Source organism: Cellulosimicrobium sp. AB352 (assembly GCF_049538415.1).
Taxonomy (GTDB): Bacteria; Actinomycetota; Actinomycetes; order Actinomycetales; family Cellulomonadaceae; genus Cellulosimicrobium; species Cellulosimicrobium funkei.
This window is the reverse complement of sequence record NZ_JBMVFX010000013.1, coordinates 74,614-97,209: the sequence shown is the minus strand read 5'-3', so window position 1 is coordinate 97,209 and position 22,596 is coordinate 74,614. Positions and strand designations below refer to the sequence as shown.

Below are 22,596 nucleotides of genomic sequence, written 5' to 3'. Positions count from 1 at the left end.
CGGGCGCGAAGTTCCTACAGCTCGTCCGGGTCGTCCCAGGACGTGCCCGACGACGCGCCGTCGATGGGCCGGCGCTCGTTCTCCGAGAGCGACTGCGGGGCCTTCGTCGCGTCTCCCCCGGTGAGCACGTCGCCGGACCCCTCTCCCTCGTCCTCGCGGCGCGGGGACAGCCGGGCGGACGCGATGTCGGACTGGTTGAGGTCGTCGCGGTGGTGTGCGTGGGTGCTCATGGCACGGGTCTACCAGGTCCGACCCCGCGATGCACGACCGTCCGCCTCCGGGCGGGTCGGTGCGTCGCACGGGCGGGGCGACCATCAGGGCGATCGCCGCTTGGCACACTATTCCTGTCCTGGTCGCGGGGGGAGACCCCGGTCGAGATCGATCGCGTCACCGAGGGGCCTCCTGCGACGACAGCGAACAGGACCCCGTGACATCCTCAGGGACATGCAGACCTGGCCAGGCCACCCCTACCCCCTCGGCGCCACGTACGACGGCACGGGGACCAACTTCGCGCTCTTCTCCGAGATCGCCGAGCGCGTCGAGCTCTGCCTCTTCGACGACGACGGGAACGAGACCCGCGTCGACGTCGAGGAGATCGACGCGCACGTCTGGCACGTCTACCTCCCGGGCAAGGGCCCCGGCACGCGCTACGGCTACCGCGTGCACGGCCCCTACGACCCCGCGAACGGCCACCGCTGCAACCCGGCGAAGCTCCTGCTCGACCCGTACGCGAAGGCGATCGAGGGGCAGATCGACGGCGACGAGTCGCTGTTCTCCTACCGCTTCGCCGACGCGGACGAGGTCGCGCAGGCCGGCGAGCCCGCCGAGGGCGAGGAGGACGACGCGCCCCCGCCCGCTCCCCCGCTCAACGACGACGACTCGGCCGGGCACACGATGATGTCGGTCGTCATCAACCCGTTCTTCGACTGGGGCCACGACCGCCCGCCGAACCGGGACTACCACGACAGCGTCATCTACGAGGCGCACGTCAAGGGCATGACGATGCTCCACCCGGACGTGCCCGAGGAGCTGCGCGGCACCTACGCGGGGATGGCGCACCCGGCCGTCGTCGAGCACCTCGTGACGCTGGGCGTCACGGCGGTCGAGCTCATGCCCGTGCACCAGTTCGTCAACGACCCCACGCTCGTCGAGAAGGGGCTGTCGAACTACTGGGGCTACAACACCATCGGGTTCTTCGCGCCCCACAACGGCTACGCGGCCCACGGGACGCGCGGGCAGCAGGTCATGGAGTTCAAGACCATGGTCAAGGCGCTGCACGAGGCCGGCATCGAGGTCATCCTCGACGTGGTCTACAACCACACCGCGGAGGGCAACCACCTCGGCCCGACGCTGAGCTTCCGCGGCATCGACAACAAGGCCTACTACCGGCTCGTGGACGGCGACGAGGCGCACTACTTCGACACGACCGGCACGGGCAACTCGCTGCTCATGCGCTCGCCGCACGTGCTCCAGCTCATCATGGACTCGCTGCGGTACTGGGTGACCGAGATGCACGTGGACGGGTTCCGCTTCGACCTCGCGGCCACGCTCGCGCGCCAGTTCCACGAGGTCGACCGCCTCTCGGCGTTCTTCGACATCGTGCAGCAGGACCCGGTCATCTCCCAGGTCAAGCTCATCGCCGAGCCGTGGGACCTCGGCGACGGCGGCTACCAGGTGGGCGGCTTCCCGCCCCTGTGGACCGAGTGGAACGGGCGCTACCGCGACACGGTGCGCGACTTCTGGCGCGGCGAGCCCTCGACGCTGCCCGAGCTCGCGAGCCGCCTCACGGGCTCGTCCGACCTCTACGAGCACGGCGGGCGCAAGCCCATCGCCTCGATCAACTTCGTCACCGCGCACGACGGCTTCACGCTCAACGACCTCGTGTCCTACAACGAGAAGCACAACGAGGCGAACGGCGAGGACAACAACGACGGCGAGAGCCACAACCGGTCCTGGAACTGCGGGGCCGAGGGCCCGACGGACGACCCCGACGTGCGGTCGCTGCGGGCGCGCCAGCGCCGGAACTTCTTCGCCACCCTGCTGCTCTCGCAGGGCGTGCCCATGCTCGCGCACGGCGACGAGATCGCGCGCACCCAGCGCGGCAACAACAACGGCTACTGCCAGGACAACGAGATCACCTGGATGGACTGGGGCGGCGAGGAGGGCCTCGACGACGAGCGGGCCGCGCTCCTCGACTTCGCGCGCCGGGTCGTGTGGCTGCGCCGCGACCACCCCGTGCTGCACCGGCGGCGCTTCTTCGTGGGCCGGCAGGACGGCGCGGAGCCGGGCATGCCCGAGGGTCCCGACGACCTCCCGGACATCGAGTGGCTCGACATCACCGGCTCGCGCATGGACCAGCAGGACTGGGACCACGCCTACGCGCGCACCGTCATGGTGTTCCTCAACGGCGACGCGATCCCCGAGCAGGACCGGCGCGGCGAGCCGATCGTCGACGACTCGTTCCTGCTGCTGCTCAACGCGCACTCCGAGGAGCTGGACTTCACCGTGCCGCCGGCGGCCTACGGGGAGAGCTGGGACGTCGTGCTGGACACCGACGGCACGGTCGACGTCGGCGAGGTGCTGCAGCCCGGGGAGACCGTGTCCGTGACGGGCCGCAGCGTCATCGTCCTGACCCGCCCGCCGCTGCGATGACCGCCGTCTCCCCCGCCGGCACGCCGGGCGCGCCGCCCCGCGTCCCGGTGTCGACGTACCGGCTCCAGCTCGGCCCCGACCTCACGTTCGACGACGCCGCGCGCCAGGTGCCGTACCTCGCGAGCCTCGGTGTCACGCACCTCTACCTCTCGCCGGTGCTCCAGGCGGCGCCCGGGTCGACCCACGGGTACGACGTCGTCGACCACACGCGGATCAGCGACGAGCTCGGCGGGCGCGAGGGCCTCGGACGGCTCGCCGCCGCGGCCCGCGACGCGGGCCTGGGCATGGTGCTCGACGTCGTCCCGAACCACATGGCGGTCCCCACTCCCGCGTGGCACAACCGTGCGCTGTGGTCGGTCCTGGAGGAGGGCTCCGACTCCCCGTACGCCCGGTGGTTCGACGTCGACTGGTCGGCGGGCGAGGGCGCGGTCCTCATGCCCGTCCTCGGCGCGCGCCTCGGCGACGTGCTCGCGGCGGGCGAGCTCGTGCTGGACGAGGTCGAGGTGCCGGGCACGCCCGGACCCCGGCGCGTGCTGCGCTACTACGACCACGTGTTCCCGGTGCGCGCCGGGACGGAGGACCTGCCGCTCGCGGAGCTCGTCGAGCGCCAGCACTACCGGCTGGCCTACTGGCGCGTGGGCGACGAGGAGCTCAACTACCGCCGGTTCTTCGACGTCGGATCCCTCGTCGCGGTCCGGGTCGAGGACGAGGAGGTCTTCGACGCGACGCACGCGCTCGTGCTCGACCTCGTCACGTCCGGGGTCGTCGACGGCCTGCGCATCGACCACCCCGACGGCCTCGCGGACCCGGCACAGTACCTCCAGCGCCTCGCCGACCGCACCGACGGCGCGTGGGTCGTCGTCGAGAAGATCCTCGCGGGCGAGGAGCAGGTGCCGCCCGACTGGGCGACGGTCGGGACGACCGGCTACGACGTCGCGTGGCGCCTGCAGCAGCTCTTCGTCGACCCGGGCGGCCGGTCGGGCCTCGACGCGGTGATGACGCGCCTCACGGGCGCGCCGCCCGGCGGCCTCGGCGCGCTCGTCGAGGAGGCGAAGCGCGAGGTCGTCGCCGGGCCCCTCTACGCGGAGGTGCACCGGCTCACGGACCTGGCGGCCGCCGTCTGCCACGACGACCCGCGCCTGCGCGACCACACGTGGCGCGGCCTGCACCAGTGCCTGCGCGAGCTGCTCGTCGCGTTCGACCGCTACCGGGCGTACGTGGTGCCGGGCACCCCGCCGCGGCACGAGGCGGTCCGGGCCGTCGAGGAGGCGGCCGAGCGCGCCCGCGCGCACCTCGACCCGCAGCGCGCGGAGACGCTCGCCGTCGTCATGGACCTCGTGCTCGGCCGCGAGGTCGGCAGCGCGGGGCGACGGCGCGAGGCGCGACGCGACGAGCTCGTCGTGCGCTTCCAGCAGGTGTGCGGCGCCGTGACGGCGAAGGGCGTCGAGGACACGGCGTTCTACCGCTGGACCGAGCTCGTGAGCCTGTGCGAGGTCGGGGGCGAGCCGGACCGGTTCAGCCTCGGCGTGCACGACTGGCACGCGTTCGCGCAGCGGTTCGCCGCGCTCACCCCGCACGCCCTGACCGCCGGGTCGACGCACGACACCAAGCGCGGCGAGGACACGCGCGCGGCCCTCGGCGTGCTGTCCGAGGACGCGGGCGCGTGGTCGCGGCTCGTCGACGAGGTGCGCGCGGCGACCGCCCCCTACCGCGGGGTCCTCGTCGACGGTCTCGCCGAGAACCTGCTGTGGCAGACCGTGGCCGGGACCTGGCTCCCCGACGCGACCACGCCGGACGACGCGCCCGACGGCACGTCCGAGGCCGCGATCGCTCCCGACCGGCTCGTCGACTACCTGCGCAAGGCGCTGCGCGAGGCGAAGGTCGCGACGTCGTGGACGAGCCCGGACGAGGCGTACGAGGAGGCCGTGGCCGAGCTCGCCCGCCGCGCGCTCGCCGACCCCGCCGTGACCGGGGCGTTCGCCCGGTGGGCGCGCGAGCACCGCGAGGAGCTGCGCGCCGCGAGCCTCGGGATCACGCTCACGCGGCTCACGGCCCCGGGCGTCGCGGACGTCTACCAGGGCGCCGAGTCGTACGCGCCCACGCTCGTCGACCCGGACAACCGCCGCCCCGTGGACGTCGACGACCTCACCGAGCGCCTCGCCCGGCTCGACGGCGGGCCGCCCGCGCGCACGCTCGCGGACGAGAAGCTGCTCGTCACGGCGCGCGCCCTGCGCGTGCGCCGCGCCCTCGCCGCCGCGTTCGTCGGCGACGGGGCCGGGTACGCGCCCGTCGCGTCGTCGACGCCGTGCGCGCTCGCGTTCGCGCGCACGGCCCCGGCCGGCACCCCCACGGGCGACCCCGCGACCGCCGACGCGTCCGGTGGCGACCGCCCGGACGACGCGGCCGTCGCGCACGTCGTCACGGTGGCGACCCGCCTCGCCGGGACGGTCGACCGCCTCGGCGGGTGGCGCGACCACGTCGTCGCGCTCCCCGCAGGCACGGGCACGTGGGTCGACGTGCTCACCGGGCGCGAGCACCCGGCCGGGACCGTCCGCGTCGCGGACCTGCTCGCCGACCTGCCGGTCGCGCTGCTCGTCGCGCCGGGCTCCGCCGCGCGCGCCGCGGCGACGGGCGAGGGCGCCTCGGCGACAGGCGAGGGCGCACCGTGACGGCGGGCACCCCGGTCCCGCCCCCGCGCGTCCCCGCACCCCAGGCCACGCCCCTGCTCGCCGTGCCGGGGCCGCGGCCCGTGGTGTGGGCGCCGACGGCGCGCAGCGTCGAGCTCCTGCTGCCGGAGCAGGGCTCGGGCACGTTCGAGGGCGCGGAGCGCCTCCCGCTGCGCCTCGTGGGCGCCCACGTGCCGGGGTGGTGGGGGTACGACCACGAGCTGCCGTGGGGCACGGACTACGGGTACTCCGTCGACGGCGGTCCGGGCCGGCCGGACCCGCGCAGCCCGTGGCAGCCGTACGGGGTGCACGGGCCGAGCCGCACGTTCGACCCGGCGTTCGCCTGGACGGACGCCGCGTGGCCGGGCCGCGACGTGCGCGGCGAGGTGCTCTACGAGCTGCACGTCGGGACGTTCACGCCGCAGGGCACGCTCGACGCGGCGATCGACCGGCTCGACCACCTGGTGGCGCTGGGCGTCGGCGCGGTCGAGCTCCTGCCGGTCGCGGCGTTCGGCGGCGAGCGGGGCTGGGGCTACGACGGCGTGCACCTGTACGCGGTGCACGAGCCGTACGGCGGCCCGCGCGCGCTCCAGCGGTTCGTGGACGCCGCGCACGCCCGGGGGCTCGCGGTGGTGCTCGACGTCGTCTACAACCACCTCGGCCCGTCGGGGAACTACCTGCCGGAGTTCGGCCCGTACTTCACGGACGCGCACACGACCCCGTGGGGCTCGGCCGTGAACCTCGACCGCCCGGGCAGCCGGGAGGTGCGCGAGTGGGTGATCGACAACGCCGAGCGGTGGTTCGTCGAGTTCCACGTGGACGCGCTGCGGCTCGACGCGGTGCACGCCCTCGTCGACGACTCCCCGACGCACCTCCTCGCGGAGCTCGCGCGGCGCGTGGACCGCGTGGAGCAGGAGCTCGGGCGGCCGCTGACGCTCGTCGCCGAGTCGGACGAGAACGACCCGGCGACCGTGACGGGCGTGGAGCAGGGCGGGCGCGGGATGCGCGCGCAGTGGGCGGACGACGTCCACCACGCCGTGCACGCGCTGCTCACCGGGGAGCGCCAGGGCTACTACGTCGACTTCGGCTCGGTCGCGGTGCTGCGCAAGGCGCTCACGGGCGTGTTCGTGCACGACGGCACGTACTCGACGTTCCGGGAGCGCGAGTGGGGTCACCCGGTCCCCGCCGGGACCGACGGCCACGCGTTCGTCGTGAGCGCGCAGAACCACGACCAGGTGGGCAACCGCGCGCACGGCGACCGGCCGTCGACGACGCTCGACGGCGGCGGCCTCGCGACGGCCGCGGCGCTCGTGCTCGTGTCGCCGTTCACGCCGATGCTGTTCATGGGCGAGGAGTGGGGCGCGTCCACCCCGTGGCAGTTCTTCACGGACCACGCCGAGCCGGAGCTCGCGGAGGCCGTCCGCGCGGGCCGGGCGGCCGAGTTCGCCGACCACGGGTGGGGCGGCGGCGACCCCGTGCCCGACCCGCAGGCCCGCTCGACGCGGGACGCGAGCGTCCTCGACTGGTCCGAGCGGGAGCGCGGCGAGCACGCGCGCCTGCTCGCCTGGTACCGGGACCTCGTGGCGCTGCGGTCGCGGCCCGACGTGCGCTCTGGCGACCTCTCGCTCGTGCGCGTCCACGGCCCGGGCGGCCCGGAGGACGACGCGGCGGGCGAGGAGCTGACGACGGGCGCCGCCCCGCACGGCGGGCCCGCGTTCGTCGTGGACCGGCGCACCGTCGCGGTCGCGGTGAACCTCGGGGACGCCCCGCGGCGCCTGCGGCTCGCGCTCGGCGGCACGCCGCGCGTGCTCGCCGCCTGGGACCCGGCGACCCGGGCGGGCCGGCACCACGTCGACCTGCCCGCGCGTTCGGTCGCCGTCCTGGCGCGCGGGTGACTACGCTCGCGCCCATGGCGACGACGACGAAGACGAAGGCCACGCACGGCGGCGGCGCGGAGGGCGCCTGGGAGGTCCCGCCGGAGCGGGCGCTGCGGGTGCCAGAGGGCTTCGACCTCGCGGCGTTCGACCGCGCGTCGACCCCGGGGTTCACGGGCGACAAGGCCGCCGGGAAGGCCCTCGTCGCGCAGCACGCGGACGAGCTGTCCGAGCTGCAGGAGCGCCTCTTCGCGGAGGGCCGCTCGGGCGGGTCGCGGTCGGTGCTCCTCGTGCTGCAGGGCATGGACACCGCGGGCAAGGGCGGGATCGTGCGGCACGTCGTCGGGCTCGTCGACCCGCAGGGCGTCGCGCACCGGTCGTTCGGAGTGCCCACGCCCGAGGAGCGGCGGCACGACTACCTGTGGCGGATCCGCCGCGCGCTGCCCGAGCCGGGGTACATCGGCGTCTTCGACCGGTCGCACTACGAGGACGTGCTCGTCGCGCGCGTCGACGCGCTCGTGCCGCCCGCGGTGTGGGAGGCGCGCTACGACGAGATCAACCGCTTCGAGGCCGAGGTCGCCGCGGCGGGGACCACGATCGTCAAGGTCGCCCTGCTCGTCTCCTACGAGGAGCAGCGCGCGCGGCTCATGGAGCGGCTCGAGCGCCCGGACAAGTTCTGGAAGTACAACCCGAACGACGTCGACTCGCGCCAGAAGTGGCCTGCGTACCAGGAGGCGTACCAGGCCGTCCTCGACCGGACGAGCACCGACGTCGCGCCGTGGCACGTGGTCCCGGCCGACCGGAAGTGGTTCGCGCGCCTCGCGGTGAGCGAGCTCCTGCTCGACGCGCTGCGCGGCCTCGACCTCGGGTGGCCCCCGGCCGACTTCGACGTCGCGGTCGAGAAGGCGCGCCTCGCCGCGACGTGACGCTCAGGCCGCGCCGCGCGCGACCGTGCGGCCGTCCTCCGCGAGCGCACCGAGGCGCGACAGCGCGCGGTAGTACTTCTTGCGATACCCGCCGCGCAGCATCTCCTCGGTGAACAGGCTCCGCTCCCCCGTGTACGCGCCGGTCCCGGCGAGGAGCACGGGCACGTCGCGGTCGTAGAGGCGGTCGACGAGCACGACGAGGCGCAGCGCCGCGGACTGCTCGGTGACGGGGTGCACGCCCGTGAGCGCGACGACCTCGACGCCGTCGAGCAGCGCCCGGTACCGGCTGGGGTGGACCTGCGACAGGTGCGCGAGCAGGTCGTCGAACACGTCGAGGGTCGCGCCGGGCCGGCCGGTGACGGCCGCCCGCACGTCGGCCTCGGGAAGCGGCGCGGAGTCCGTGACGACCGCGCGGTGCCGGTAGTCCTCGCCGTCGACGCGCAGCACCTCGAACCGGGCCGCGAGCGCCTGGATCTCGCGCAGGAAGTCCTCGGCGGCGAAGCGGCCCTCGCCGAGCGCCTCGGGGAGCGTGTTCGACGTCGCGGCCAGCGCCACGCCGCGGTCCGCGAGCTCGCGCAGGAGCCGGGACATGAGGACGGTGTCGCCCGGGTCGTCGAGCTCGAACTCGTCGATGCACACGAGCTTCTTCGTGGCGAGCGCGTCCACCGTCGCCCGGAACCCGAGCGCGCCGACGAGGTTCGTGTACTCGACGAACGTGCCGTACGCGCTGACGTCGAGGCCCACCGCGTGCGCGAGGGACGTGAGCAGGTGCGTCTTGCCGACCCCGAACCCGCCGTCCATGTACACCGCGGGCGCCGTCTGCTTCCGGGCGCCGAACAGCCCCTTGCGCGCGGGCTTCACGACGGCGGCCGCGACCTCCTCGAGCCGCGCGACGGTGCGCGCCTGGCTGGGGTAGGCGGCGTTGGCGCGGTACGTCGAGAACCGCGCGTCGGCGAAGTGCCGCGGCGGCACGAGGTCGGCGAGGAGCCGGGCGGGAGGCACGGAGGGCCAGACGTCGGCGAGGGCGCGGACGGGCCCGCCGGGGGTCGGCGAGGAGGCCGACGCGCGGGCGGTGCCGGGGAGGGCTGCCGGGGCCGAGGAACCACCGGAGGCGGGCGCAGTCACGAGGATCCAGCCTACGCCTGCGGCTAGCCTGGCCGCTGTGACCTCGACCACCACCCCGCCCGGCGGGCCGGCCACGCCCGGCGGGCGCACCGACCTCCCCGCGCTCGACGTGCTCCTGCCCGCCGCGGAGCACCTCCCGCCCGACCCGCGCGAGGACCGGCTCGCCGCGCTCTACGCCTACGGGACGCCGGTGCGCGGGGCGAGCGTCGTGCGCGCGAACATGGTCGCGAGCGTCGACGGGGCGGCGTGGGGCCCCGACGAGCGGTCGGGGTCGATCAACGACGACGCGGACTGGCGCGTGTTCCGCGTCCTGCGGGCGCTGGCGGACGTGGTGCTCGTCGGGGCGGGCACGGCGCGCGCCGAGGGCTACACCCCGCTCGGCCGGCCGCGCGGGCTGCGGCACCTGCACGACGCCCCGCTCGAGCTCGCCGTCGTCAGCCGCAGCGGCCGCGTGCCCCCGGCGCTCGCCGGGACGGACCGCCCGCCGTTCGTGCTGACCGGCCCGGCCGGGGCCGCCACCGCCCGGGGCGACGTGCCCGCGGACCGGGTGCTCGTCGTCGGGCAGGACGCGGCGGACGACGCGCTCGACCTCGCCGCGGGGCTCGCCGCGCTCGCCGGTCGCGGCCTCACGCGCGTGCTCACCGAGGGCGGCCCGTCGCTGCTGGCGGACCTCCTCGCCGCGGACCTCGTCGACGAGCTGTGCGTGACGACCACCCCGACGCTCGTGGGGCCCGGACCGGGCCGGATCGTCGGCGGCGCCCCGGCTCCCGGGACGACGACGGCGCTCCCCCGCGGGGCACGCCTCGCCCACCTGCTGCACGCCCCCGAGGACCGGCCCGGGTCGCCCGCCGGTACGACCGCCGCGCGCTGGCTCCTCCCGCTAGGCTGACCCGCGTGACCGACACGATCCTCGTCCTGACCGAAGACACGCTCAACCCGGCCGACGTGCAGCACATCCTGTCGCTGCACGAGGACGAGCAGCTCGCCTACCGGGTGCTGGTCCCGGCGGACACCGAGCGCAACCTCATCTCGGGGATCATCGACCACCTCAGCGTGGGCGAGCTCAAGGAAGCGTGGGACGAGGTCCTGGGCCGCGAGCCCTCGCCCACGGCGGCGAAGGCGGAGGCGAGCGAGCAGCTCGAGCGCAGCGTGGCCGAGCTCCGCGCGGCGGGTCGCGAGGCGGACGGCGTCGTCGTCGACGACGACCCGCTGCCGGCGCTGCGCACGGCCGTCGCGTCCGGCGGGGCGCGCGAGATCGTCGTCGTGACCTACCCGCACGCGGTCGAGGACACGTTCCACACCGACTGGGCCTCCCGCGCGCGCGAGGAGCTGCACGTCCCCGTGCTGCACCTCTACTCGGGCACGAGCGAGCTGGGCTGATCCTCCGCGCGTCCGGCCGACGAGCGCGCCGGCCGGCCCGGCGGTCGGCGGACCCGCGGGGTCACGTCCCGCGGACGCGGTGCCCGGCGCGGCGGATCGTCGCGCGGGCGAGCTGGTCGGTCGAGTCGAGGTAGAGCGGGTCGGCGAGCAGGTCGTGGTCGACGGCGACCACGGACAGCTCCGTGCAGCCCAGCACGATCACCTGGGCCCCGCGCTCGACGAGCCGCCCCGCGACGGCGCGGAACGTCTCGATGTCGACCGGCCGCCCCGCCTTCACCTGCTCGTAGATGATCTGCGACACGAGCGCCTGGTCGGCGTCGTCGGGCACGAGCGCCTCGACCCCGTGGCGCGCGAACGCGTCCTGGTACACGCCCGACGCCGCGGTCCCCGCCGTCGCGAGCAGGCCCACCGCCCGCAGGTCGTCGACCCGCGCCCGCGCCGCGTCGACCGTCGTGTCGATGATGGACACGAACGGGACGCTGATCGCGTCGAGCACCTGCTGCGTGAAGTAGTGCGCGGTGTTGCACGGCATGACGAGGAAGTCCGCGCCGAAGCGCTCGAGCCGCTCCGCGTCACGCGCGAGCACCGGGCCCGGGTCCGCGTCCGAACGCCCGAGGATGAAGTCCGTGCGGTCGGGGATCGTCGCGTGGTTGAGCACGACGGCGTCCACGTGGTCCTGGTCGCGCTCGGCCTCCGTGAGCGCGACGAGGAGCTGCAGGAAGTAGGCCGTGGCGAGCGGCCCGACACCTCCGAGCACTCCGACGAGGGGCTGGGCGTGGTCCTGGTCCGGTCGCGACGTCACCCGTGGATCCTACGGCGCCCGCGTCCCGGGGAGCGGGCGGCGCGGACCGTAGGATGGCGGACGCCCGCCGACCCGACAGAGAAACGGACGACCCTCCGCGATGACGTACGGCAACGCCGAGTTCCTCCCCATCGTCCTGGGGACCAACCTCAACACCTACAACATCGCGAGGTCGTTGCACGAGGCGTACGGCGTCCGCACGCTGGCCCTGGGCCGCTTCCCCCTGCGCGAGACGGCGGACTCCCGCATCGTCGACGTGCGCACCTACCGCGACTTCGACGACCCCGAGCGCATCGTCGCCGTCCTGCGGGAGCTCGCCGAGGAGTTCCCGGGCCGCAAGCGCCTGCTCATCGCGAACATCGAGTTCTACACGAACGTCGTCATCGCCCACCGGGCCGAGCTCGAGGACCTCTACGTCATCCCGCTCGTCGGCGAGGACCTGGCCGCGCGCCTCATGAACAAGACGGACTTCGCGCGCACGTGCGCGGAGCTCGGCGTGCCGCACCCGGAGACGGTGATCGCCACGGCGGCCGACGTCGACGCCCCCGGCTTCGGCGAGGACCTGCCCTTCCCGTACCCGCTCATCCTCAAGCCGGCCGACACCGACACCTACCCGCGCCTGCGGTTCGAGGGCAAGAAGAAGGTGTACCTCGTCCGGGACGCGGCCGAGCTGCGCGACGTCGGCCGCCGCATCTACGCCGCCGGCTACACCGACGACCTCATCGTCCAGGAGTACCTCGCGGGCGACGAGTCGGTCATGCGCGTGGTCAACACGTACTCCGACCGCCACGGCCGCCTGCGGTTCCTGTCCGCGGCCCAGATCGTGCTCGGCGAGTACGACCCGAAGCTCGTCGGGAACTACAACGCCGTCGTGACGATGAAGGACGACCGGCTCACGGAGTCCGTCCGGCACCTGCTCGACAGCCTCGGCTACGTCGGCGCCGCGAACCTGGACGTCATGTACGACCGCCGCACCGGCACGAGCAAGATCCTCGAGGTCAACCTGCGCCAGGGCGCGGCGAGCTTCTACACGATGGCCGCGGGCGGCAACCTCGCGCGCTGCTACGTCGAGGACCTCGTGTACGGGCGCGAGCTGCCCGAGCAGGTCACGTCGGACGCGCGCCTGTGGGTCAACGTGCCCTACCCCGTCGTCCGGGCGCTCGTCCCGGTGTCGCTGCGCCACCGCGTGAAGAAGGCCCGCAAGCACGGCGTGTGGCACACCCTGCGCTACGCGCCCGACCGCAGCCTGCGCCGCCGCCTCGACGTGTGGCGCGTGGACCTGCGCCACACGCTCGACTACGTGAAGTTCGCGCGCTCGCGCCCGTCGGCGTAACCGCGGGAGTCGCGGCGCCGACCAGGTGGTCGTGGCCCGTCCGGTGTCGCGGACGCGCCGGGATCACCTGGTCGGCCGGCACGGACCGCCTGGTCGTGGGGCTCAGGCGCCCAGGGCGGACCGGACGGCCTCGACGAGGCGGCGCGCCGTCGCGACCCCGACCGTGGTCGGCAGGTTGACGACGCGCGCGACGAGGTCCTCCGTCGTCGCGAGCGCGGGATCGCCCGGGGTGTACCCGTAGACCGCGGGGTCGTCCGGACCGGGGAACAGCGCCGGTCGGTACCACTTGCCGACGTAGAACCCGGCGGCCGTGAGCTCGGCGACCAGGCGGTCGGCGGTCGCGGCGTCGGGCGCGAAGAACGGGAACCGCACGAGCGGCGCGCGCTCCCCGATCCCGGCCGGGACCTCGACGACGCCCGACAGCCCGCGCACGTACTCCGCGACCGTGTCGGCCCGCCGCGCCTCGGTGTCGCCGCTGGACCGCAGCGCGTCGACCATGCGGTCCACGACCCACGCGGACGGGCGCTGCGGCGGGTGCGCGAGCCCGCCCCGGTTCTCCACGGGAGCGATCGCCGGCTCGTACGCCCCGACGGCCGTGAGCGCGCCGCGCACCTTGCCCGCCGCCGCACCGGGGAGGCGGTTGAGCACGCGCACCTGGGTGCGGAAGCTGCGCGCAGCGAGGTCGAGCCGCGGCCCGACGACGGGCAGCGCGTCGAGCGCCGCCACCGTCGCGGCGCGCAGCGCCGGGTCGAGCGCGGGGCTCACCCACACCGCTCCGCCGAACCGCGTGGGCAGCAGCTTCTCGACGCCGAACGAGTGGAACGAGACGTCGGCGACGGGCGTGCCGTCGGCGTCGCGCGCGAGGCGCCCCACGCAGTGCGCGCTGTCCTCGACGAGCAGCGCCCCGACGGAGCGCGCGGCGTCGCGCAGACGTCGCGCGGCCGGCTCGTCGACGATCCCGAACGTGTTCTGCAGCACGACCGCCCGCGTGTCCGGGCCGACGGCGAGCCGGTCGGGGTCGATCGCGACCGTCGCCGGGGACACCTCGGCGTAGACCGGCCGCAGGCCGGCCACGAGCACCGGGTCGACCGCCGTCGAGCACGTGAACACCTGCGTGACCACGTCGCCCCGACCCCGGGCCTCGGCGAGCGCGCGGAACACGACCTCCATCCCGTAGCGGGCCTTGAAGACGAGGAACCAGTCGGCCGGGTCGGTGCCCGTCCGGTCGGCGAGCATCCTCGTCGCGGTCGCGTCCTGCGGGTGGCGGCTCATCGTTCTCCGTGTCGTCCGGCGTCAGGGGTCGGGGCCGACGCAGCGGCCCGCGCGCCTAGCCTGCCACGTCGGCGGGCCGACCGGGCCGAGCCGCTCGTCACGCACGGGGGACCGGCCGCGCGACAGGACGTGCGGGCGACACGACATGCGGGCCGGGACGCGCGACGGCGGCCGCCGCGCCGGAGCGCGACGACCGCCGTCGGGACGTCGGGGAAAACGTCAGGCGTCGGACTCGGTGCGGTCGCCCGACCACTCGGTGTGGAAGACACCCGGCTTGTCGACGCGGCGGTAGGTGTGCGCGCCGAAGAAGTCGCGCTGCGCCTGGATCAGCGCGGCGGGCAGGCGCTCGGCCCGCACGCCGTCGTAGTAGGCGAGCGACGACGAGAACGCGGGCGTCGGCACGCCGTTGAGGGCGGCCTGCGCCACCACGCGACGCCACGCCGCGAGGCCGTTGCCGACCGCGCCGGTGAAGTACTCGTCGGCGAGGAGCAGCGGGAGCTGCGCGTCGCGCTCGTACGCCTCGGTGATGCGGTTGAGGAAGCGCGCGCGGATGATGCAGCCGCCGCGCCAGATGCGGGCCATCGCGCCGCGGTCGATGTCCCAGCCGTACTCGGCCGACGCGGCCGCGATCTGGTCGAAGCCCTGGGAGTACGCGACGACCTTCGACGCGTAGAGCGCGAGGCGCACGTCCTCGACGAACGCGTCGCGGTCCTGCACGTCCCACGCCGCGGCGTCGGCGGGCAGCGCGGCGCGACCGGCCTCGCGCTGCGGGACCGAGCCGGACAGCGCGCGCGCGAACGTCGCCTCGGCGATGCCCGTGATCGGCACGCCGAGGTCGAGGCCGTTCTGCACCGTCCAGCGGCCGGTGCCCTTCTGCTCCGCCTGGTCGAGCACGACGTCGACGAACGCCTTGCCGGTCTCCGCGTCGACGTGCTGGAGCACGTCCGCGGTGATCTCGATGAGGAACGACTCGAGGTCGCCCGTGTTCCACTGCGCGAAGATCTCGCCGATCTCCTGCGCGGACGCGCCGAGCCCCTGCTTGAGCAGGTCGTACGCCTCGGCGATGAGCTGCATGTCGGCGTACTCGATGCCGTTGTGCACCATCTTGACGAAGTGGCCGGCGCCGTCGGGCCCGACGTAGGTGCAGCACGGCACGCCGTCGACCTTCGCCGAGATGTCCTCGAGGATCGGGCCGAGGCTCTGGTACGACTCGCGCGTGCCGCCCGGCATGATCGACGGGCCGTTGAGCGCGCCCTCCTCGCCGCCCGAGACGCCGGTGCCCACGAAGTGCAGGCCCAGCGCCGCGAGCGCCTTCTCCCGGCGGATCGTGTCGGGGAAGTGCGCGTTGCCGGCGTCGACGACGATGTCGCCCTCCTCCAGCAGCGGCACGAGCTCGTCGATGACCGCGTCGGTCGCCGCGCCCGCCTTGACCATGATGACGACCTTGCGCGGGCGCTCGAGCGAGGCCACGAAGTCCGCCATCGACTCCGACGGCACGAAGTCGCCCTCGGTGCCCGCCTCGGCGATCAGGGACTCGGTCTTGGCGTACGAGCGGTTGTGCACCGCGACCGTGTAGCCGTGCCGGGCGAAGTTGCGGGCCAGGTTGCGACCCATGACGGCGAGTCCGGTCACACCGATCTGTGCGCGTGCTGACATCTGCTTCCCTGCTCCTCGAGGGTCGGTCCCGGCGCACGACGGCTGCGCGCGGGAGGGCGCGGAACCGGGCCGGGCGCGGGCGCGCGGCCGGGTGCACCGGGGATGGATACGCTGCCAGCCTAGTCCTCGGGCGCCGTCGCGCCCCGGCGGTGCCACGATCCGGTCACCCGCAGGGATCGTGACGAAGTCGGGGTCACGATTCGATGACACCCGCGCGGCGTGCGTCCGACCCGCCCCTCCCGCTCGTACTGTGCCGGGGTGACCACCCCTCACGGGACCGACGCTCCCCCGGAGTTCCGTGCCGTCCTCGACGCCCTCGGCGCGCGACGGCTGCGACCCGAGGTGACGCTGCGCGAAGTCCCCGCCCCGCGCCGGATCGCGCCGTGGTCGGTCGCGCTCACGGGCGAGGTCGAGGCGGCGCGCTCCGACGACCCCGAGCTCGCGTCGGGGCGCTTCATCGTCCTCTACGACCCGGCGGGCCAAGAGGCGTGGGAGGGCCGGTTCCGCGTCGTGACGCTCGTGCGCGCGACGCTGGAGCCGGAGATGGCGGCGGAGGACGTGCTCGCCGAGGTCGCGTGGACGTGGCTCGAGGACGCCCTGCACGACACGGGCGCCGTCGTGCGCGCGGAGGGCGGCACGGTCACGCGCGTGCTGTCGCAGAGCTTCGGGGCGCTGGCCGGCAAGCACAACGACGTCGAGCTCGAGATGCGCGCGTCGTGGACGCCCGTCGCGCCGGGCCCGGGCACGGCCGACCTCGGGGACCACCTCGCGGCGTGGGCGCAGCTCCTGTGCACGGCCGCCGGGCTGCCGCCGCTGCCCGAGGGCGTGACCCCCCTCGGTGCTCGACCCCCCGCGCGACGCAATACCGTGGGCTCATGAGCTCGACCGCAGCACCCGCTCCCCCTCCGCTCGACGCCGCACCCGGGGCGGAGCGCGCCCCGACCGTCGTCACCCCGCTGACGGAGCCGTCCGACGGCGTCGGCCCCGTCGTCGACACGCCCGCCGCGTTCGCGCGCGTCGTCGAGGCGTTCGCCGCCGCGAGCGGCCCCGTGGCCGCCGACGCCGAGCGCGCGTCCGGCTACCGGTACGGCCAGCGCACCTACCTCGTGCAGGTGCGCCGCGAGGGCGCGGGCACCGCGCTCGTCGACCCGGTCGCCGTGCCCGACCTGTCGCCGCTGCGCGAGGCGGTCGGGGACGCCGAGTGGGTCCTGCACGCCGCGTCCCAGGACCTGCCGGGGCTCGCGGAGCACGGCGTGGTCCCGGCGAGCGTGTTCGACACCGAGCTCGCCGCCCGCCTGCTGGGGATGGAGCGCGTCGGCCTCGCGGCGGTGGTCGCCGAGGTGCTCGGGCTCGGCCTCGCCAAGGAGCACTCGGCGGTGGACTGGTCGACGCGGCCCCTGCCCGAGGACTGGCTGCGGTACGCGGCGCTCGACGTCGAGGTGCTCGTCCCGCTGCGCCGCGCGCTCGGGGAGCGGCTCGACGAGGCGGGCAAGTCGGACTGGGCGGCGCAGGAGTTCGAGGCCGTCCGTACCGCGGGACCGCCGGCCCCTCGACCCGAGCCGTGGCGCCGGACGTCCGGCACGCACACGCTGCGCGACCCCCGGCGCCTGGCCGTGGTCCGCAGCCTGTGGGAGGCCCGCGACGCGACGGCCCGCGCCCGCGACATCGCCCCGGGGCGGGTCCTGCCCGACCGCGCGATCGTCGCGGCGGCGGAGGCGCTGCCGCGCACGGCCGGCCAGCTCGTGGAGCTGCCGCCGTTCGCGGGCAAGGGCACGCGCCGTCGGGCGGCGTACTGGCAGCGGGCCGTCGACGCCGCGCTCGCGCTGCCCGCGAGCGCGCTGCCGACCACGCGCGGGCCGCGCACGGACGCCCCGCCCCCGCCGCGCGCGTGGGCGGACCGCGACCCGGGCGCCGCGGCACGGCTCGACGCGGCGCGCGGCGTCGTGCAGGAGCTCGCCGAGCGGTACGCGCTGCCCGTCGAGAACGTGCTCCAGCCCGACGCCCTGCGGCGCCTGTGCTGGACGCCGCCGGAGCCCGCCGACGCGGCGGGGATCGCCGCGTTCCTGCGCGGCCGCGGGGCGCGCGAGTGGCAGGTGGGGCTCGTCGCGGAGCCGCTCGCGGACGCGTTCGAGCGCTCCGGCGAGCGGTAGCGGGAGGGTAGGGTCGTCCGCGTGCACGACGCGAACCTGACGATCCGGACAGTCACCGACCGAGCCTCCTGGGACGCCCGGGTGAACGAGCTCGGCGGCCACCCCCTGCAGCTGTGGGGCTGGGGCGAGGTCAAGGCCACGGGCGCCTGGACCCCGCACCGCGTGGAGGCGGTGGACGGCGACGGCCGCGTCCGCGGCCTGGCGCAGGTCCTCGTGCGGTCCCTCCCGGCGCAGTTCAAGGCGCTGTGCCACGTGCCCCGCGGGCCCGTGATCGCGCCGGCGGGAGACGGCTGGGGCGCCGGCCCGGGCGTGGGCGACGACGCGACGCGCGACGCCGTGACCCGTGCGGTCGTCGCGTGGTGCAAGACGACGGTGGGCGGCGTCGGCGTCACGATCGAGCCCGACTGGCCGGTCGGGACGCACCTCGCGCTGCCCGACGCCCGCCCCGCGGCGAACCCGATCCTCTACCCGGTGACGCTGATCCTCGACCTCACGAAGTCCGAGGACGAGCTGACGAAGGCCATGGGCAAGTCGACGCGGTACGACATCCGCAAGGCGGCGCGCACCGGGCTCGAGGTGCGGCGCGTGACGGACGAGGCCGAAGTGCGCCAGGTGCTCGACGTGTACCACGAGACCGCCGAGCGCGCGGGCTTCGCGCTGCACGACGACGAGTACTACCTCGCGATCCACCGCGAGCTCGGCGAGCACTCGGTGCTCGTCGCCGCGTTCTCCGAGGACGCTCCGGTGTCGTTCGTGTGGTGCGTGTCGTCGGCGACGACGTCGTTCGAGCTCTACGGCGGCATCAACGACGCGGGCCGCAAGCTGCGCGCGAACGCGCCGGTGAAGTGGCACGCGATCACCCTCGCGCAGCAGGCCGGTCTGGTCCGGTACGACATGAACGGTCTGCTCAACGACGGGATCAGCGAGTTCAAGCGCAGCTTCGCCCAGCACGACGACGAGCTCGTGCACAGCGTCGACGTGCCGTTCTCGATGTGGTACTCCGCGTGGAACAAGGGCCTGCCGACCGCGAAGAAGGTCGTGCGCAAGCTCCGCGGGAGCCGCTGACGCGGGCTCCCGACCACCCCGAACCTCGGAGAGACCCGGTATCGCGCGATGCGATACCGGGTCTCTTCATGTCGTAGCATCGGTCTCGTGCTTTCCCGATACCCGCGGTAGCGTGTATCGCACGTACGACCCCCGAGCGGTGCCGCTCCGGACACCGCCGTCCCGACCATCTGCATCGGATGGAGATGCCATGACCGTGGCCAACGAGGCCCCCTCTCCCACCTCGGCACCCACCCAGGCGGCTACCCAGCGCTCGCGCCGACGCCCCGTGCGCGACGTCGTCTTCGTCGAGGGCGTCCGCAGCCCGTTCGGCAAGGCACGCCCCGACGGGATCTACGCCGAGACCCGCGCGGACGACCTCGCCGTGAAGACGGTCCGCGAGCTCCTGCGCCGCCGCCCCGAGCTGCCCGTGGAGCGGATCGACGAGCTCGCGCTCGCCGCGACGACGCAGACCGGCGACCAGGGCCTCACCCTCGGCCGCAGCGTCGCCGTGCTGGCCGGGCTGCCCAAGTCGGTGCCCGGCTTCGCGATCGACCGCATGTGCGCGGGTGCGATGACCGCGGTCACGACCACCGCGGCGAACGTCGCCGTGGGCGCGCAGGACGTCGTCGTCGCGGGCGGCGTCGAGCACATGGGCCACCACCCCATGGGCGAGGGGTCGGACCCGAACCCGCGGTTCGTCGCCGAGCGCCTCGTCGACTCCTCCGCGCTCGTCATGGGCGCGACGGCCGAGAACCTGCACGACCGGTACCCGCACCTCACCAAGGAGCGTGCCGACGCGTACGCCGTCGCGAGCCAGGCGAAGTACGCCAAGGCCCTCGCGAACGGCGACATCTCCCCCGACCTCGTGCCGGTCGCGACCCGGTCGACCGAGCTCGGGTGGGGCCTGGCCACGGCCGACGAGCTCCCCCGCCCCGGCACCACGGTCGACTCGATCCGCGACCTCAAGACCCCGTTCCGCCCCGGCGGGAAGGTCACCGCGGGCAACGCCTCGCCGCTGACCGACGGCGCCACGGCGTGCCTGCTCGCCGCGGGCGACGTCGCCGACGAGCTCGGGCTCCCGGCGCGCATGCGCCTCGTCGCGTACGCGTACGCGGGCGTCGACCCGGAGGTCATGGGCATCGGGCCGGTCCCCGCGACCGAGCGCGCGCTCGCGTCCGCGGGCCTGACGATCGACGACATCGGCCTGTTCGAGATCAACGAGGCGTTCGCGGTCCAGGTGCTCGCGTTCCTCGACCACTTCGGCATCGCGGACGACGACGAGCGCGTCAACCAGTACGGCGGCGCCATCGCCATGGGCCACCCGCTCGCGTCGTCGGGCGTGCGCCTCATGACGCAGCTCGCGCGCCAGTTCGAGCAGCACCCCGAGGTGCGCTACGGCCTGACGACCATGTGCGTCGGCCTCGGCATGGGCGGCACCGTCATCTGGGAGAACCCGCACCACGCCGACTACTCCGGCCACACCTTCGAGACCGCGGAGAACTGACGATGAGCGCACCGACCGACACCACCACCACCTCCGCGGACGCGACGAAGGACGCCGCGCGCGGGGAGCGCGTCACGCACTCGCTCGTGCGCGACGTCGCGCTCCCCGGCGGGACGGGCACGCTCGCCCTCGTCACGCTCGACAACGGGCCCGACCACACCAAGCCGACGACGCTCGGCCCCGAGGGCCTCGCGGAGCTGCACGCGGCCCTCGAGACGCTGCGGCGCCGGGCCGCGGACGGCGAGATCGTCGCCGTCGCGATCACGGGCAAGCCGTACTTCCTCGCCGCGGGCGCGGACCTCACGCAGGCCGCGGCCGTCCAGGTGCGCGACGACGCGCTCGCCCTCGGGCGCGCCGGCCACGCCGCGTACACGCTGCTCCAGGACATGGGCGTGCCGACGTTCGCGTTCGTCAACGGCGTCGCGCTCGGCGGCGGCCTCGAGGTCGCGCTGAACTGCACGTACCGCACCGTCGCGTCCGACGCCGGTGCGCTCGCACTGCCCGAGGTCGGCCTGGGCCTGGTCCCCGGCTGGGGCGGCGCCTACCTCGTGCCGCGCCTGCTCGGCGTCGAGAAGGCGATGGACGTCATCCTCGCCCGCCCGGCCGCGAACAAGCCGTTCAAGGCGAAGGAGGCGTACGAGATCGGGCTCGTCGACGCGCTCTTCGAGGCGCCCGACTTCCTCGAGTCCTCGCTGCGCTGGGCCGAGGCCGTGCTGCGCGGCGAGATCGTCGTAGAGCGGCGCGAGCTCGACCCGCAGCCCGTGTGGGACGCCGTCGTCGCCGGGACGCGTCAGCGCCTCGACGCCGTGGTCGCGGGCTCCCGCCCGGCCCCGTACCGCGCGCTCGACCTCGTCGCCGCCGCGCGCACCGCGTCGCGCGAGGAGGCGTTCGCCGCCGAGGACGAGGCCCTCGCGGACCTCATCATGAGCGACGAGATGCGCGCGAGCGTCTACGCGTTCCAGCTCGTCTCGAAGGGCAAGCGGCCCCAGGGCGCGCCGGACGCGAAGCTCGCCCGCCCCGTCACCCGCGTGGGGATCGTGGGCGCGGGGCTCATGGCCGCGCAGATCGCGCTGCTGTTCGCGCAGCGCCTCCAGGTGCCGGTCGTCATGCGCGACCTCGACCAGGAGCGCGTCGACAAGGGCCTCGGCTACGTTCGCTCCACCGTGGAGAAGCTCGTGCGCTCGGGCCGCATGTCCGCCGACACCGGCGCGCGCATCGTCGGCTCCGTGCACGGCACGACCGAGCTCGGCGACTTCGCGGGCTGCGACGTCGTCATCGAGGCGGTCACGGAGATCCTCGGGCTCAAGAAGAAGGTCTTCGCCGAGCTCGAGGGCGTCCTGTCGCCCGAGGCCGTGCTGCTGACCAACACGTCCGCGCTGTCGATCACCGAGATGGCGGCCGACCTGCAGCACCCCGAGCGCGTCGTCGGGATGCACTTCTTCAACCCCGTCGCCCAGATGCCGCTCGTCGAGATCATCCAGGCGGCGAAGACCGACGACGCGGCCCTCGCGACGGCGTTCGCCATGACGAAGAAGCTCCGCAAGACGGCCGTGCTCGTCGCCGACCGCCCCGGGTTCGTCGTCAACCGCCTGCTCATCCTGCTCATGGGCAAGATCGTCGAGGCGGTCGAGAACGGCACGTCGGTCGAGGTCGCGGACCGCGCCGTCGCACCGCTCGGCCTGCCGATGCCGCCGTTCGCGCTGTTCGACCTCGTCGGCCCGGCCGTCGGCCTGCACGTCCTCACGTCGCTGCGCGAGGACCTGGGCGACCGGTTCCCCGAGTCCCCCGGCCTGCAGCGCATCGTGGACGAGCAGATCCCCGTCGTCCTCGACGCGCCGAAGGGCCTGCCCAAGCCCGTCGACCCCGCGATCCAGCGGGTCTTCGGCACGGGCGAGGCGGGCGGCGACGGGGCGCTGGACGAGGCCGGCGTCCTCGACTCCGTGCTCACGGCGCTCACGCAGGAGATCGGGCTCATGCTCGACGAGGGCGTGGTCGCGAGCCCGTCGCAGATCGACCTGTGCATGATCCTCGGCGCGGGGTGGGGCTTCCACCTGGGCGGCATCACGCCGTACCTCGACCGCACGGGCTACAGCGAGAAGGTCCTGGGCCGCCGCTTCCTGCCCGACGGCGTCGCGAACGTCCCGGCGACATCGCGCGTCTGACCAAACCCCTCCTCCTCCGCCGAGCAGGTGGTCGTGGCCCGTCCCGA

General features: G+C 74.7%; 17 protein-coding genes. 12 read left to right on the top strand and 5 right to left on the bottom strand.

Translation table 11 applies throughout. The features are described from left to right. Positions 1-14 precede the first annotated feature (14 nt). On the bottom strand, positions 15-230 hold the full coding sequence (locus tag ACPCUX_RS11240; RefSeq protein ID WP_021482368.1) for a hypothetical protein: 216 nt from the start codon (positions 228-230) through the stop codon (positions 15-17). Between the two features lie 214 nt (positions 231-444). On the opposite strand from ACPCUX_RS11240, the gene glgX reads away from it, so the two are divergent. The 4 genes from glgX to ACPCUX_RS11220 all read left to right on the top strand — a co-directional run bounded on the left by glgX (position 445) and on the right by ACPCUX_RS11220 (position 8,118). Beyond that, the gene (gene glgX, locus ACPCUX_RS11235; protein WP_423388771.1) at positions 445-2,652 is read left to right on the top strand and encodes a glycogen debranching protein GlgX; all 2,208 of its coding nucleotides are present in this window, start codon (positions 445-447) and stop codon (positions 2,650-2,652) included. Then, positions 2,649-5,321, top strand: coding sequence for a malto-oligosyltrehalose synthase (treY, locus tag ACPCUX_RS11230; RefSeq protein ID WP_423388770.1), 2,673 nt, complete (start codon positions 2,649-2,651; stop codon positions 5,319-5,321). The genes glgX and treY overlap by 4 nt, the downstream gene beginning before the upstream one ends. A gap of 62 nt (positions 5,322-5,383) precedes the next feature. Further along, entirely contained in the window at positions 5,384-7,213 is a 1,830-nt protein-coding gene (treZ, locus tag ACPCUX_RS11225) for a malto-oligosyltrehalose trehalohydrolase (RefSeq protein ID WP_423388779.1), read from the top strand. A gap of 14 nt (positions 7,214-7,227) precedes the next feature. Beyond that, positions 7,228-8,118, top strand: coding sequence for a polyphosphate kinase 2 family protein (locus tag ACPCUX_RS11220; RefSeq protein WP_051876967.1), 891 nt, complete (start codon positions 7,228-7,230; stop codon positions 8,116-8,118). A gap of 3 nt (positions 8,119-8,121) precedes the next feature. On the opposite strand, the gene zapE is transcribed toward ACPCUX_RS11220, so the two are convergent. Then, on the bottom strand, positions 8,122-9,243 hold the full coding sequence (gene zapE / locus ACPCUX_RS11215) for a cell division protein ZapE (RefSeq protein ID WP_423388769.1): 1,122 nt from the start codon (positions 9,241-9,243) through the stop codon (positions 8,122-8,124). A gap of 37 nt (positions 9,244-9,280) precedes the next feature. On the opposite strand from zapE, the gene ACPCUX_RS11210 reads away from it, so the two are divergent. Then, on the top strand, positions 9,281-10,132 hold the full coding sequence (locus ACPCUX_RS11210; RefSeq protein ID WP_423388768.1) for a dihydrofolate reductase family protein: 852 nt from the start codon (positions 9,281-9,283) through the stop codon (positions 10,130-10,132). Between the two features lie 5 nt (positions 10,133-10,137). After that, on the top strand, positions 10,138-10,623 hold the full coding sequence (locus ACPCUX_RS11205) for a hypothetical protein (protein WP_043656966.1): 486 nt from the start codon (positions 10,138-10,140) through the stop codon (positions 10,621-10,623). Between the two features lie 61 nt (positions 10,624-10,684). On the opposite strand, the gene ACPCUX_RS11200 is transcribed toward ACPCUX_RS11205, so the two are convergent. Then, positions 10,685-11,425 carry an aspartate/glutamate racemase family protein gene (locus ACPCUX_RS11200; RefSeq protein ID WP_051028332.1) on the bottom strand — a complete coding sequence of 247 codons (741 nt, stop codon included), beginning with the start codon at positions 11,423-11,425 and terminating at the stop codon, positions 10,685-10,687. A 100-nt stretch (positions 11,426-11,525) separates the two neighbouring features. Between ACPCUX_RS11200 and ACPCUX_RS11195 the strand changes: the two genes are divergently transcribed. Then, on the top strand, positions 11,526-12,758 hold the full coding sequence (locus ACPCUX_RS11195; protein ID WP_423388767.1) for a hypothetical protein: 1,233 nt from the start codon (positions 11,526-11,528) through the stop codon (positions 12,756-12,758). A gap of 102 nt (positions 12,759-12,860) precedes the next feature. Here the strand turns inward: ACPCUX_RS11195 and ACPCUX_RS11190 are convergent, their stop codons facing one another. Continuing rightward, positions 12,861-14,030 (bottom strand): DegT/DnrJ/EryC1/StrS family aminotransferase, encoded by a 1,170-nt coding sequence (locus ACPCUX_RS11190; protein ID WP_415298655.1) that lies wholly within the window; start codon positions 14,028-14,030, stop codon positions 12,861-12,863. Between the two features lie 219 nt (positions 14,031-14,249). Continuing rightward, the gene (gene gndA / locus ACPCUX_RS11185; protein WP_061268192.1) at positions 14,250-15,686 is read right to left on the bottom strand and encodes an NADP-dependent phosphogluconate dehydrogenase; all 1,437 of its coding nucleotides are present in this window, start codon (positions 15,684-15,686) and stop codon (positions 14,250-14,252) included. 258 nt (positions 15,687-15,944) lie between these two features. On the opposite strand from gndA, the gene ACPCUX_RS11180 reads away from it, so the two are divergent. The 5 genes from ACPCUX_RS11180 to ACPCUX_RS11160 all read left to right on the top strand — a co-directional run bounded on the left by ACPCUX_RS11180 (position 15,945) and on the right by ACPCUX_RS11160 (position 22,549). Beyond that, positions 15,945-16,565 (top strand): DUF3000 domain-containing protein, encoded by a 621-nt coding sequence (locus ACPCUX_RS11180; protein WP_034655857.1) that lies wholly within the window; start codon positions 15,945-15,947, stop codon positions 16,563-16,565. Continuing rightward, complete coding sequence (locus tag ACPCUX_RS11175) at positions 16,562-17,836, top strand: HRDC domain-containing protein (RefSeq protein ID WP_137280436.1); 1,275 nt, start codon at positions 16,562-16,564, stop codon at positions 17,834-17,836. Before ACPCUX_RS11180 ends, ACPCUX_RS11175 begins: the two co-directional genes overlap by 4 nt. 21 nt (positions 17,837-17,857) lie before the next feature. Further along, on the top strand, positions 17,858-18,901 hold the full coding sequence (locus tag ACPCUX_RS11170) for a lipid II:glycine glycyltransferase FemX (protein ID WP_423388766.1): 1,044 nt from the start codon (positions 17,858-17,860) through the stop codon (positions 18,899-18,901). A gap of 190 nt (positions 18,902-19,091) precedes the next feature. Further along, a complete protein-coding gene (locus ACPCUX_RS11165; protein ID WP_051028501.1) occupies positions 19,092-20,387 on the top strand; it encodes a thiolase family protein in 1,296 nt (431 codons plus the stop codon). 2 nt (positions 20,388-20,389) lie between these two features. After that, positions 20,390-22,549: a 3-hydroxyacyl-CoA dehydrogenase NAD-binding domain-containing protein gene (locus ACPCUX_RS11160; protein WP_423388765.1), complete on the top strand. Its 2,160-nt coding sequence runs from the start codon at positions 20,390-20,392 to the stop codon at positions 22,547-22,549. The last annotated feature ends 47 nt before the right edge of the window (positions 22,550-22,596 follow it).

Bases quoted from the DNA above. Each gene is read 5' to 3' on its own strand.
- ACPCUX_RS11240 (WP_021482368.1), bottom strand. From the start codon at position 230: ATGAGCACCCACGCACACCACCGCGACGACCTCAACCAGTCCGACATC.
- glgX (WP_423388771.1), top strand. From the start codon at position 445: ATGCAGACCTGGCCAGGCCACCCCTACCCCCTCGGCGCCACGTACGAC.
- treY (WP_423388770.1), top strand. From the start codon at position 2,649: ATGACCGCCGTCTCCCCCGCCGGCACGCCGGGCGCGCCGCCCCGCGTC.
- ACPCUX_RS11220 (WP_051876967.1), top strand. From the start codon at position 7,228: ATGGCGACGACGACGAAGACGAAGGCCACGCACGGCGGCGGCGCGGAG.
- ACPCUX_RS11195 (WP_423388767.1), top strand. From the start codon at position 11,526: ATGACGTACGGCAACGCCGAGTTCCTCCCCATCGTCCTGGGGACCAAC.
- ACPCUX_RS11190 (WP_415298655.1), bottom strand. From the start codon at position 14,030: ATGAGCCGCCACCCGCAGGACGCGACCGCGACGAGGATGCTCGCCGAC.
- gndA (WP_061268192.1), bottom strand. From the start codon at position 15,686: ATGTCAGCACGCGCACAGATCGGTGTGACCGGACTCGCCGTCATGGGT.
- ACPCUX_RS11175 (WP_137280436.1), top strand. From the start codon at position 16,562: ATGAGCTCGACCGCAGCACCCGCTCCCCCTCCGCTCGACGCCGCACCC.
- ACPCUX_RS11165 (WP_051028501.1), top strand. From the start codon at position 19,092: ATGACCGTGGCCAACGAGGCCCCCTCTCCCACCTCGGCACCCACCCAG.
- ACPCUX_RS11160 (WP_423388765.1), top strand. From the start codon at position 20,390: ATGAGCGCACCGACCGACACCACCACCACCTCCGCGGACGCGACGAAG.